This window comes from Pseudomonas inefficax (assembly GCF_032164165.1).
Taxonomy (GTDB): Bacteria; Pseudomonadota; Gammaproteobacteria; order Pseudomonadales; family Pseudomonadaceae; genus Aquipseudomonas; species Aquipseudomonas inefficax.
Window position 1 is genome coordinate 2767396 of the sequence record NZ_CP134401.1, and the last position, 12368, is coordinate 2779763.

The following is a 12368-nucleotide window of genomic DNA, read 5'->3' on the forward strand; positions in this document are numbered from 1 at the left end:
AATTCGCTGGGCTGTCCATCTGGACATTCTGGCAACAGAATTTCTTGACGACCATAGAGCATTGGAACCACCTGATCCCATCCCGAACTCAGCAGTGAAACGATGCATCGCCGATGGTAGTGTGGGGTTTCCCCATGTGAGAGTAGGTCATCGTCAAGATTCATTTCGCAAAACCCCTATCTGCGCACGCAGGTAGGGGTTTTGTCTTTAAGTAGGAACTACAGAGATTTGCAGGCACGTCCGAGGGACGGTCCAGCACACAGAATTTCTTGACGACCATAGAGCATTGGAACCACCTGATCCCATCCCGAACTCAGCAGTGAAACGATGCATCGCCGATGGTAGTGTGGGGTTTCCCCATGTGAGAGTAGGTCATCGTCAAGATTCAAATCCAAAGCCCCTGTCTGCGATGCAGACAGGGGCTTTGTCTTTTCCGGTGGGGCATCAGGCGAGCGCGCTTCCCGTGTAGGAGCGGCCTTGTGTCGCGATCGGAAGCGCAGCGGCCGCCATAGACTCAGAACTGATAGCTGACCGTAGCGCTGACATTGCGCTCTTCACCCATGTAGCAGTAGTTCAGGCTTGCACAAGAGGCGATGTAGCTTTCATTGGTAAGGTTGTTGGCGTTCAGGCGCACATCCATCCCCCGGAGGCCGACCTTGCCCAGGTCATAGCCGATCGAGGCGTCGAACAAGGTATAGGAAGGCACCTTCATGCTGTTTTCCGCATCCACCCAGCTGTACCCCACGTACCGCACCCCACCGCCCAAGCGCAGGCCATCCAGTGCCCCCTGGTGGAAGTTGTAGTCAGCCCAAAGCGAGAACATCTGTTTCGGTGCCTGGGTTGGTGAATTGCCCTTGTTATCAAGACTGGCCGACACCAGGCTGGGCATCGACTTTGCGTACTCGATATCGGTAAAGGTATAGCCGCCAAGCAGTTTCAGGCTATCGGTCAGCTGCACATGGGCCTCCAGCTCTAGCCCTTGTGAGCGCACTTGCCCTACAGGGCGATAGAAGTCCTCGTCAGGCTGCTTCGAGGCCAGGTTCTCCTGCTCGATGCGGAACACCGATGCGGTGAACAGGTTGTCGCTACCCGGCGGCTGATACTTGATACCAGCCTCCCATTGAGTGCCCTCGGTCGGTGCCAGAGGGCGGCCTTGCTGGTCGGATACGGTATTGGGGTTGAACGACTCCGAGTAGCTGGCATAGGGCGCAATACCGTTCTCGAACAGATAGAGCACACCCGCGCGGGTAGTGAACCTGGAGCGCTGGTCACTGACCTTTGTGTTGCTGTCGCGATTCTCCTCGGACACCTTCACCCAGTCCTGGCGCAGCCCCAACGAGAAGCGCCATTGGTCCAGCTCCACCAGGTCCTGCAGGTAAACGCCCGTTTGCTGCAGGCGCCGCTGGTAGCGGTTCTCGCCAAGTACCTGAAGGTTGCCATTGCCGTACTGCGGGTTGCCGGCATCCAGCGGGTCGACTGTGCCATAACGCCAGGCCACGTCGGCCTTGCGTCGCTGGTAGTCGGCGCCCAGCAGCAGGGTATGTTTGGCGGCCCCGGTGAAGAATTCGGCCTGCAGCATGTTGTCGATGATGTACGAATGCAGGCGTTCGTCGCCGCCGGTATAGGCGCGGTTGAGGATATTGCTGTTGGCGTCCGCCCAACCGGCGGAATACACCTGGTCCATCGACACGTCAGAATCCTGGTAGCGGAAGTTCTGTCGCGCAGTGAACACATCGTTGAAGCGATGCTCGAACTGGTAGCTGAAGGATTGTTGGGTGCGCTCGTAGTTGTCGATACCTGGCTCGCCTTCGAAGAAGTGGTCCGACAGACGCAAGCCGTTGCGCTTGTGCAGCATGCCGTCTGCAGGGTTACCGCCGTGGTAGCCGCCGTTTGGATCGTGTTGCAGGTAGGCCTGCAGGGTCAGCGAGGTGTCTTCGTTGAAGTCGATACTGACGGCCGGCGCGATGGCGTAGCGTTCTTCCTTGTTGTGGTCGAACTGCGTGTCGGAAGCATCCGCCAGGCCTGTCAGGCGATAAGCGATACGCTTGTCGTCATCCAAAGGGCCGCTGAAGTCGAAACCCGTGCCACGTTGGCCCTGTGTACCTAGGGTAGCCTGGACTTGATGGTAGGGGGTAAACAGCGGCTTCTTGGTAGTCAGTGCCACCAGGCCTCCTGGGGAGCTACGGCCGTACAGTACCGAAGACGGTCCCTTGAGAATATCGATGCGCTCAAGGAAGTACGGGTCCACCTGCATGGTGCTGTAGGTTCCGTTATCGCCCATCGACTTGAGCCCGTCGACGTAGATGTTGTCTACCGAACCGTCGTTGAAACCACGCATGGCCACATAGTCATAACGATGGGTCGCACCGTAGGGGTTGGTCAGCACCCCCGGTGTGTAGCGCATGGCTTGGGCGACGGTTTGGGAGCCTTGGTCGTCCATCTGCTGACGGGTGACCACCGAGACCGATTGCGATGTCTCTACCAGTGGCATGCTGGTCTTGGTCGCAACCTGGCTGTGGGTAGCGTTGTAACCCTCCATGCTGCCCAACGCATTGCCAAGGGTGAAGCTACGGACATCGGTGTCTGGCAATGACAATGCAGCGCCCTGGGGTTGTGCCTGCAGCACGTAGCTGCGGCCATCCTGACTGACGGCTTCCAGGCCGCTGCCATTGAGCAACTGGCGCAGTGCCTGATCGGTTGGGTACTGCCCCTGCAGGCCGTTCGACTGCAAGCCTTGGGTGAGCTGAGGTGTACTGGACAAGGTAATGCCAGCCTTTCGGGCGAACTGGTTGAGCACGTCATCCAGTTGGCCGGCCGGGATCGCATAGTAGTGGCTCACCTGGGCCGTTTCAGCTGCCATGGAAAGTTGCGGTGCGGCTGTCAGGCCCAACGCGGTGCCGAACAGGGCAGCACGGACTGCTTTGCGCAGTGGCGCTGATTGCAAGACAGGTCGAAAATCATTCGCGTTAAATGTGTGCGCGGAGTCGGTAGGCATGAGGGGTCCGTTGAGGTGTGAGGGCAGGAGGTGTCGCTTACTGTCCTAGCCGGACCGGCATTCAAAACCCGTCAAAAAAGTTGTTGCGGCGCGAAGCGGCCCTGAACGCAATAGCCGCCTTCAGTTCAGGCCAGCCCCTCCACGCGAACCCACCAGCGTGTACGTTGGCGAAGCCGAATGGGCAGCGTCCGTGGCAGCAGCTGCAGCAGTTGCTCCGGGTCTTCGAGGCGGAATACACCGGACAGGCGTAAATCGGCAATGTCGTCGCTGCAGCCCAGGTAACCGTGGCGATAACGGCTGACCTGCGCGAGGAAGTCGAGCAGGCGCATGTCCCGGGTGACGATCAGGCCCTCGGTCCAGGCCATCGCATCCATCGCCACCTGCTCTAGTCGGTGTGTACCTAGCGCATCCAGGCGCCAGTTCTGGCCGCTTTCGATCCATTGCAACTGGCCAGGCCGGTGTATCGCCACTCTGCCATGGCTGACACTGACCTGCGTGCAGTCGCTGTCCTGGCGTACCACAAAGCGCCCTTCGAACCCTTCCAGTAACGCGTCTCGAGTTTCTACAAGCAAGGAACGCTGCGGGTTGCAGGCAATCATCAATTCCCCTTGCTTCAGGCGGACCATGCGCTGCTGGTTATTGAAGACCAGGTCGACGGCACTGCGGGTATTGAGTTGCATCAGCGAGCCATCGGGAAGCGTAAAGCTGCGTCGTTCGCCCGTGCCGGTGGCGTAGTCCGATGTCCAGGCGTTGACCGTATCAAGGTCTTTTCCCACCCATGCCGCCGTCCCCACCATGGCAGCGCCGCCAAGCAGCTTCAGTGCCTGCCGACGGTACAGGCGGCGCTGGCTGGTTTCCAGGGTCTGCAAAGCCAGCCCGGCGCCAGGGACGGCACGCAGGTCGAGGTCCTGATGCAGGTGAGTCACCCGTTGCCAGGCCTGTTCGTGTTGGTGGTGGGCTGTGCGCCATTGCCTGCACTCTTGCTGCAGGGCAGGGTCATGCCCGCTCTCGCGCAGCCTCAGCATCCACTGAATGGCCTGCTTTACCGCTGTTGCGCCAGGCTGTGCGGCGGTCATCGCGTCAGCACTCGTCGGCGTAACGCAGCAGGTAGCAATGGTAGAGCGCGTCGGCAATGTAGCGCTCCACGGTACGTACCGAGATCCCCATCTGGTCGGCAATGGCCTGGTGCTTTAGCCCCTCGCATTGGGCCAGCAGGAATGCGCGGCGTACTTTGGGCTTGAGGCCGTCGAGCATGCGCGCGATGCGCTCCAGCAATTCCAGCAGCAGCTCACGGGTTTCGGCCGAGGGGGCCTGTGCTTCCGGCACCTGGGCAAGTGCCTCGAGGTAGGCCTTGTGCAGTTCTTCGCGCCGCCAGTGATCGATCACCAACCCACGCGCAACAGTTCGCAGGAAAGCCCGAGGAGTGTTCAGCTGCAAGTGTTCGCGACGCTGCAGCAGGCGCACGAAGGTATCCTGGGCCAGGTCTGCGGCATCGGCGGCGTTGCCCAGCTTGCTGCGTAGCCAGGCATGCAACCAGCCGTGGTGGTCACTGTAGAGCGTTTGCACGGAATCGTTGCTCGGCATGGGGAGGGCGCTGCCACCAATGGACATGAATGATAATTAGTCTCATTGTTGACAAGTGCCGATCAATTTGCAACCCATCCGACCGCCCATGATGCAATCACTACTTGCTAGCGGCGCAGTTGAGTATCCAGGTACTTGCGGATTACCCGCGATGCGTTATTCAGGTGCCGTTCCAGCACCGTTACCGCTTCATCCACCAGCTTGTCGCCAGCGGCATCCGCCAGTGCGTTGTGATCATCCTGGGTGAGCTTGCCCAGGCCCATGGACGAAAGATGAAACCGCAGGAAGCGCTCTTCCTCGTTCAGTTCGTCCTCGATCAGGCGCAGCAGCTTCTTGTTCGGCGCTTTGTTGTACAGCGACATGTGGAACAGGCGATTGAGGCGGCCGATTTCAGCGTGACGGGTTTCGTTTTCCAGTTGCTGGATATACCCGCGCGCGCTGGCGATGTCGTTGGCATCGAGCAACGGAATGGACTGGCGCAGCGCCTCGGTCTCGAGCAATACGCGCAGGGCATAGGTGTCCACCGCGTCCTCGCCGATCAACGGCGCAACAACCGCGCCCTTGTGCATCTCAACCTTCAGCAGCGATTGCGCTTCGAGCTGGCGCAGGGCTTCACGAACGGGCATGCGGCTGACACCGAACAAGGTAGCGAGCTCTTGCTGGCGTATGGCAGTACCTGGGGGCAAGCGGCCATCAAGAATGGCGCTGCGCAGGCGTTCTTCAATCACGCCACGGGCCTGGTGCGGCAACAGCTGCTCGCTGGCCAGCACATTGCTCAATTTGATTTTCTCGGCCACGCGACGCCTGCCTCAACGATGACTAAAGTTGGATCCAATGACACTAGTAACAGCTCTTCGGGGTGTCAAACCTGTACTTGTGATGGAACAGGCGCCCCAAAGCGCGGCTATGGTGGATGAAGTCGCCGGGCAAAGGAAGCGACCTATAGAAGGTTATAACCAGAAAGTGTAGGTCGACTGACCGGCGGGTGCATGATTGCAGGGTGCCATTGTTTTTTGCCCTGGCAAGCCGCACCATCGCTGCTTTCGACTGGCCTGAACAGGGCTACGCAGTGGCGATATCCTGGATGCTCAAAACCGTTGTGCAACGTGTCGGCCTTGCTGCGCTGTTGGGCAGCCTGCTGCTGGGCGGCTTGCACGCGGATTGGGACTTTTCCCAGATCAGCCGCAAGTCGCAGGCCCTGTATGGCCCCTTGGGTGCCGGGCAAGGCCGTATCGATGCCTGGCAGAACCTGATGGCAACACAGAAGCAGGGTACGGAGCTTGAGCGGCTGCAGGTGGTCAACCGCTTCTTCAACCAGCAATTGCGCTATGTCGAGGATATCGACCTGTGGCGCGAGGTCGATTATTGGGCCACGCCGGTGCAGGCACTGATCAAGGGCGCAGGGGACTGCGAAGACTACGCCATCGCCAAGTATTTCAGCCTGCGGCGCATGGGCATCCCCAGCGAAAAGCTGCGCATCACCTACGTCAAGGCGCTGCGACAGAACCGGGCACACATGGTCCTGACCTATTATTCAAGCCCACAGGCACAGCCATTGGTGCTCGACAGCCTGATGGATGCCATCAAGCCGGCCAGCCAGCGTACCGACCTGCTGCCGGTATACGCCTTCAATGGTGAGGGTTTGTGGCTGACAGGCGCCGCAGGCAACAAGAAGGTCGGCGATACCAAGCGGCTGTCTCGCTGGCAGGATTTGCTGAAGAAAATGCAGGCCGAAGGGTTCCCGGCCGAGCCGGTTTACTGAAGGAGCACAGATGTCACTGTTCAAACAATTGCTGTTGGCCATTTGCCTGTTCCTGGTAGTCGCCTTCAGTGGCAGTTTCATGGTCAGCCTGGAAAGCTCGCGCAGCCAGTACGTCAACCAGTTGCGCTCGCACGCCCAGGATGCGGCGACAGCGCTGGCGCTGTCGCTGACGCCGAATATCGATGACCCGGCGATGGTCGAGCTGATGGTCAGTTCGATCTTCGACAGTGGTTACTACTCGAGCATCAAGGTTGTCGACCTGGGCTCCAATGCTGTGCTGGTGGAGCGCCACGCCGAGCCGGACCCCGGCGGTGTGCCGCGCTGGTTCGTGCACCTGATCAGCCTGGAAGCCGCCGGTGGCGATGCCATCGTCAGCCGCGGCTGGCAGCAGGCCGCACGCGTTGAAGTGATCAGCCACCCGATGTTCGCTGTTGCCAAACTCTGGCAAAGCGCCTTGGGCAGCCTGGGTTGGCTGCTGTTGTGTGGCGCGGCCAGTGCGGTACTCGGCGCCTTGCTCCTGCGTCGCCAGTTGCGGCCGCTGGACTACATGGTCGAGCAGTCCCACGCCATTGCCCGCCGCGAGTTCCTCAGCCTGCCCGAGTTGCCCCGCACGCCGGAGCTGCGTCGGGTAGTGCAGGCGATGAACCAGATGGTAGAGAAGCTCAAGGCATTGTTCACCGAGCAGGCCGAGCGCAGTGAGCGGCTACGTACCGAGTCCTACCAGGACAGCCTGACCGGGCTGTCCAACCGCCGTTATTTCGAGATGCAGCTGAACACCCGGGTGAGCAACCTGGAAGAAGCGCGTGCTGGGTACCTGCTGTTGTTGCGGGTCCAGGGGCTGGCAGGATTGAACGCCCGCCTTGGCGGCCAGCGCACCGACCAGTTATTGCAGGCCGTGGGTGAGCAGTTGCGTCGCACCTGTGCCAGCTACCCGGAGACCAACGACCTGATTTCCCGCAGCCGCGGGGGCGAGTTCGCCGTGCTGGCGCCGGGCATGGTGCATGAAGAGGCGGTGCAGCTTGCCCAGGCCTTGGAAGCAACACTGCACAGCCTGCACGAAACGGGTGCCAGTGATATCGACCCGGTGGCTTGTATCGGCCTGGCGCCGTTCAGTCCCGGTGATTCACCACAGGCATTGCTGAAGCTTGCCGACGAGGCGCTGGCCCGCGCCGAGAACCAGCCAACGCCGGGCTGGGTGTGCCTTGAACAAGGTGTGGCAGCAGTTGCTGCGGATAGCCAGTATGTCTGGCACGAGCGGCTGGACCAGGCGTTCAACAACGGGCATTTCGAACTGTTCTTCCAGCCAGTGGTGGATTGCGCCTCTGCGCAACGGGTACTGCATCACAAAGTGATTTCGCGTTTGCAGGATGGCCAGGGCGAGGCGCTGCCGGCAGGCCGCTTCCTGCCCTGGCTGGAGCGCTTCGGGTGGATGCCGCGGCTTGATGTGCTGGTGTTGGAGAAGGTGCTGGCGCACCTTCGAGGGCATGATCAGGTGCTGGCACTGAACCTGTCCGCCGCCACCCTGGCCGATCCCAAGGCCCTTCAGCGTGTCTTCGAGCTACTGGGCCAGAACACGGCCCTCGGCCCTAGGCTGGTTTTCGAAATTGGCGAGGAACAGTTGCCTGAGCAGGCGGCCCTGGAGCAACTCACCCGGCGCCTGCACGCGCTTGGCTTCGGCCTGGCGCTGCAACGCTTTGGTGGGCGTTTCAGCATGATCGGCAACCTGGCGCACCTGGGCCTGGCGTACCTGAAAATCGATGGCAGCTACATCCGCAACATTGACCAGGAGCAGCACAAGCGGCTGTTCATCGAAGCGATCCAGCGCGCCGCACACAGCATCGATCTGCCGCTGATTGCCGAGCGGGTCGAGACGGAAGGTGAGCGGTTGGTGTTGAGGGAAATGGGTGTGGGCGGGATTCAGGGGCAGTTGGTTGGTGAGCCTGCCCCCTGGCGCTGACAACTTGCAAGTATCGACGAGGTATGCAGTCCCTTGTAGGAGCGGCCTTGTGTCGCGAAAGGGCCGCACAGCGGCCCCAGGATTTCAGCAAATATGCATAAATCGCTGGGGCTGCTGTGCAGCCCTTTCGCGACACGAGGCCGCTCCTGCCGCGATCACGGTAGGGATGGCGATCAACGCTCGCGCAACGCTTCCGAACGCGCTTTCATGATCGGCTTGAGCAGGTAACTCATGATGGTCTTCTTGCCGGTCATGATATCGACCGTCGCCACCATCCCCGGAATGATCAGCAGTGGCTTCTCGTCAGTGCCCAGGTGGCTGCGGTCGGTGCGCAGCTTGATCAGGTAGTAGGTGGTCTTCTTGTCTTCATCGGTGATGGTATCGGCACCGATCTGCTCCAGCTTGGCCTTCAGCCCACCGTAGATGGTGTAGTCATAGGCCGTGAACTTGACCGTCGCCTCTTGCCCCGGGTGGAGGAAGGCGATGTCCTTGGGCAGGATCTTCGCCTCGATGACCAGTGAGTCGTCCAGCGGCACGATTTCTATGATGTCGCTGCCGGGCTGGATCACCCCGCCAATGGTGTTCACCAACAGCTGCTTGACGATACCGCGTACCGGCGAAGTGACCATGGTCCGGTGCACGCGATCATCCAGCGCCTTGCTGGTCGCCGTGGCCTTGCTCAGCTCGGTGCGCGCTTCGTTCAGTTGGGTCAGTGCTTCGCTGCGGAATTTGCCACGGGTCTCTTCGATCTTGCTTTGCACCTCGCGAATGGCCGCCTCGGCACGCGGGATGGCCAGCGCCGTGGAATCCAGCTGACCGCGGTTCTCCACTTCGGCACGGCGCAGGCGCAGCACCTCAACCTGGGAGATCGCGCCGGTGGCCACCAGGGGCTCGGACATGCTGATCTCCTTGCGCAACAATTGCAGGCTGTTGGCGTACTGGGCGCGCTTCGAGCTGAACTCACGCAGTTCCTGCTGGCGCTGGACCAGCTGTTGTTGCAAGCCACCAATTTCGTCCTGCAGTTGCTGGCGCCGGCTCTGATACAGCGATTCTTCGTTTGCTGCCTGGCTTGGCGCGGCTTTGCGCAGTTCCTCATCAATCTTCAACGGGGTGTCACCCACTTCGGCACTCAGGCGCTCGACGCGCAAGGCCATGGCCAGGCGGTCGGCCTCGGTTTCACCCACGTTGGAGGCGAAGCGGGTTTCATCCAGGCGCAGCAATGGCTGGCCCACTTCGACGATCTGCCCTTCCTTGGCGAAGATCTCGGCGACGATACCGCCCTCCAGGTTCTGGATCTTCTGCACCTTGGACGACGGAATGGCCTTGCCTTCACCCCGCGTAACTTCGTCGATGGGCGCGACGCTGGCCCACACGATCAAGAACACGAAGAACAGGATCACGCCCCAGATGGTCAGCCGCACGACTCGTGGCGCATCCTCGATCAGGGCCTTGTTGACCTCTGGCAGCGGCTGGCCACCCAATGAATCGGAACCTTTGAAATAACGCCGCAGGCCGTCCTTGAATTGCCCTACATCCAGCTTATGCAACACTGATCTGCCCCTTCTTCAGCGCATCCATGACCGCGGCTTTCGGGCCGTCGGCGACAATCTGCCCGCGATCGATCACGATCAGTCGGTCCACCAGTGACAGCAGCGAGGCACGGTGCGTGACCAGCAGCATCGTCTTGCTTTCCACTACCGCCTGCAGCCGTTGCTTGAGGCGTTCTTCGCCGGTGTTGTCCATGGCGCTGGTCGGTTCGTCCAGCAGCAGAATCTGCGGGTTGAGCAACAGTGCACGGCCCAGGGCGACGTTCTGTCGCTGGCCGCCGGACAGGTTCTGCCCACGCTCACCCACCTGCAGCTCGTAGCCGTCCGGGTGCAACCGGGCGAACTCGTGCACGCCTGCCAGTTCGGCAGCCTGCAGAATCAGCTCATCCTCGATGTAGCGGGCCCCGCTTACCAGGTTATCGCGCAGGGTACCGGCCAGCAGCTGGATGTCCTGAGGCACGTAGCCGATGTTGTGGCGCAGCTCGCTGACGTCGATCTGGCGAATGTCCACGCCATCGACCAGCAGCGAGCCGCCATCGGCCTCGTACAGGCCGACGATGAGCTTGGCCAGCGAGCTCTTGCCCGAGCCGCTGCGACCGATAATGCCCACTTTCTCGCCGGGGCGGATGGTGAGGTTGATGTTCTTCAGCGCCTGGTTCTGTTGGTTCGGGTAGGTGAAATCGACCCCGCGGAACTCTACGCTGCCCTGTAGCACCTTGCGGCTCAGCGGGCGTTCTTCGAAGTTGCGCTCTTGCGGCAGTTCCATCATGTGATCGGTGGAGACCATGGTCACCTTGGCTTGCTGATAGCGAGCGAGCAGCCCGTTGAGCTGGCCCAGCGGGCCGAGGGCGCGACCGCTGAGCATGTAGCACGCCACCAGGCCGCCCATGCTCAGGTTGCCGTCGATGATCAGGTACACGCCAACGCAGATCATTGCCACGCCTGCCAGTTGCTGGATCAGCAGGGTGATGTTCATTGCCAGGCTCGACAGCACCTTCACCCGCAGTTCCAGGCGGCTGAGGGTGCCGAGTGTCTGCTCCCACATGTACTGGCGTTCGCTTTCGGCATTGTTGACCTTTACCGCATCCAGGCCGGCAAGGGTCTCGATCAGGCTGGACTGGCGCTCCGAGGCCAGGGCCATGGTCCGCTCCATGGTCGCCATCAGTGGCCTTTGCAGTGCGTAACCGATGCCAAGGGCCAGCGGGAAGGCGATGATCGGGATCCACACCAGGTGCCCGCCGATGACAGCAATGACGACCAGGATCAGGACGGTGAACGGCAAGTCGATCAGGCTGGTCAGGGTCAGCGAGGCGAGGAAATCACGCAGGCCCTGGAACTCGTGAATGTTCTGGGCGAAGCTGCCGACTCTGGCTGGGCGGTACTTCATCGACATGCCGACGATACGTTCGAACAGCGTTGCCGAAATGATCAGGTCGGTCTTCTTGCCAGCCAGGTCCAGGCACAAGCCGCGCAGGCCCTTGAGGATCAGGTCGAAGATGTAGGCGCCGGCGATGCCGATGGCCAGGACCCAGAGGGTCGAGGTGGCCTGGTTTGGTACCACCCGGTCATATACGTTCATCACGAACAGTGGCGCGGCCAGGGCGATCAGGTTGATCACCAGGCTGGCAGCAATGGCGTCGATATACAGCCATTTGCTGCGCAGCAAGGTATCGCGGAACCACGACTTGGCCCGGGGGATGAGGTTGCCGTGGTTGACGTCGAACTTGTGCTGCGGCTGGGCAAAGAATACCCGGCCACTGTAATCGCTCTGCAGGGCTTCGCGGCTGACATGCACCTCGCCACCATCGCTCTCGCTGAGCAGCAGGCGTGCGGTGTCTTCGTTCTCCCAGCCCAGCAGGACGGCGCTGCGGCCTTCCTTGAGCAGCAACATGGCTGGCATGGCGATGCTCGGGATCTGCTCCAGCTTACGCTGCAGCAGGCGCCCCTGCAGGCCGGCCCTGGCGGCGGCGCGGGGCAGCAGCTCGGGGCTCAGGCGCTGGGCCGGCAGCGGCAGGCCGGTAGTCAGCATGACCCGGCTGGCGGGTTTCTGATGCAGGACACACAGGCTCAACAGACTATCCAGCAGGGGATCGTCATGCTGACTGCGTGGATCGTGGCTGAGTTGGACTCGACTGACTTCGGATTCCACGCGGCGCTCTCTTCATCCTTGGGTAGGTGGGGTGGGTGTGCCGCCGTTCAGGCTGGCTCACCCTGGCTTTCAACGGTGCTGCCAGGCAATGATCATGAGGCTACGGCACCTTGGCGTACGGGCCAATGGTCGCCTTGAATCGGTATTGAGTAAACAATTCTACGGTCTTCATTCCTGGCAGACGATGCTGGGAGGTGGATGTTTCATTTTTGATCCAGTCAGCTCCAAGCCGAATCAGTTTCAGCATAGCCTGCCATCCGGCTGGCGACAGAGGTGTAGTCGGTATCGACTCATGCCATGTCAATAAGCAGGCGCTTATTTATTGACAGTGTTCAGTAAGTAAGTGCGCAAGATATATTTGTTGGCAAGCAGGT

General features: G+C 60.8%; 8 protein-coding genes and 2 rRNA genes. 4 read left to right on the forward strand and 6 right to left on the reverse strand.

Features of this window, described 5'->3' with window-relative positions; translation table 11 throughout:
* The first annotated feature begins 43 nt into the window (after positions 1-43).
* A 5S ribosomal RNA gene (gene rrf, locus RIN61_RS12420) occupies positions 44-159 on the forward strand.
* A gap of 109 nt (positions 160-268) precedes the next feature.
* A 5S ribosomal RNA gene (rrf, locus tag RIN61_RS12425) occupies positions 269-384 on the forward strand.
* 130 nt (positions 385-514) lie between these two features.
* Here the strand turns inward: rrf (RIN61_RS12425) and RIN61_RS12430 are convergent.
* From RIN61_RS12430 to RIN61_RS12445, 4 genes are all read right to left on the reverse strand, one after another.
* The gene (locus RIN61_RS12430; RefSeq protein ID WP_286675461.1) at positions 515-2929 is read right to left on the reverse strand and encodes a TonB-dependent siderophore receptor; all 2415 of its coding nucleotides are present in this window, start codon (positions 2927-2929) and stop codon (positions 515-517) included.
* A 191-nt stretch (positions 2930-3120) separates the two neighbouring features.
* The gene (locus tag RIN61_RS12435) at positions 3121-4071 is read right to left on the reverse strand and encodes a FecR domain-containing protein (protein WP_207877657.1); all 951 of its coding nucleotides are present in this window, start codon (positions 4069-4071) and stop codon (positions 3121-3123) included.
* Positions 4072-4075: 4 nt separating this feature from the next.
* A complete protein-coding gene (locus RIN61_RS12440) occupies positions 4076-4579 on the reverse strand; it encodes a sigma-70 family RNA polymerase sigma factor (protein WP_112251649.1) in 504 nt (167 codons plus the stop codon).
* Positions 4580-4686: 107 nt separating this feature from the next.
* Positions 4687-5376 carry a GntR family transcriptional regulator gene (locus tag RIN61_RS12445; RefSeq protein ID WP_112251646.1) on the reverse strand — a complete coding sequence of 230 codons (690 nt, stop codon included), beginning with the start codon at positions 5374-5376 and terminating at the stop codon, positions 4687-4689.
* 203 nt (positions 5377-5579) lie between these two features.
* Here RIN61_RS12445 and lapG point away from each other — a divergent pair, with 203 nt between their 5' ends.
* Positions 5580-6341 carry a cysteine protease LapG gene (gene lapG / locus RIN61_RS12450; protein ID WP_181457321.1) on the forward strand — a complete coding sequence of 254 codons (762 nt, stop codon included), beginning with the start codon at positions 5580-5582 and terminating at the stop codon, positions 6339-6341.
* A 10-nt stretch (positions 6342-6351) separates the two neighbouring features.
* Positions 6352-8298, forward strand: coding sequence for a cyclic di-GMP receptor LapD (lapD, locus tag RIN61_RS12455; RefSeq protein WP_313857373.1), 1947 nt, complete (start codon positions 6352-6354; stop codon positions 8296-8298).
* Positions 8299-8471: 173 nt separating this feature from the next.
* Here the strand turns inward: lapD and RIN61_RS12460 are convergent, their stop codons facing one another.
* Together RIN61_RS12460 and RIN61_RS12465 are read right to left on the reverse strand one after the other, a co-directional pair.
* Positions 8472-9848 carry an HlyD family type I secretion periplasmic adaptor subunit gene (locus RIN61_RS12460; protein WP_112251644.1) on the reverse strand — a complete coding sequence of 459 codons (1377 nt, stop codon included), beginning with the start codon at positions 9846-9848 and terminating at the stop codon, positions 8472-8474.
* Positions 9838-11994, reverse strand: a complete 2157-nt coding sequence (locus RIN61_RS12465; RefSeq protein ID WP_112251643.1) for a type I secretion system permease/ATPase — start codon at positions 11992-11994, stop codon at positions 9838-9840. The genes RIN61_RS12460 and RIN61_RS12465 overlap by 11 nt, the downstream gene beginning before the upstream one ends.
* Between the last annotated feature and the right edge of the window lie 374 nt (positions 11995-12368).

Bases quoted from the DNA above. Each gene is read 5' to 3' on its own strand.
- RIN61_RS12435 (WP_207877657.1), bottom strand. From the start codon at position 4,071: ATGACCGCCGCACAGCCTGGCGCAACAGCGGTAAAGCAGGCCATTCAG.
- RIN61_RS12440 (WP_112251649.1), bottom strand. From the start codon at position 4,579: ATGCCGAGCAACGATTCCGTGCAAACGCTCTACAGTGACCACCACGGC.
- lapD (WP_313857373.1), top strand. From the start codon at position 6,352: ATGTCACTGTTCAAACAATTGCTGTTGGCCATTTGCCTGTTCCTGGTA.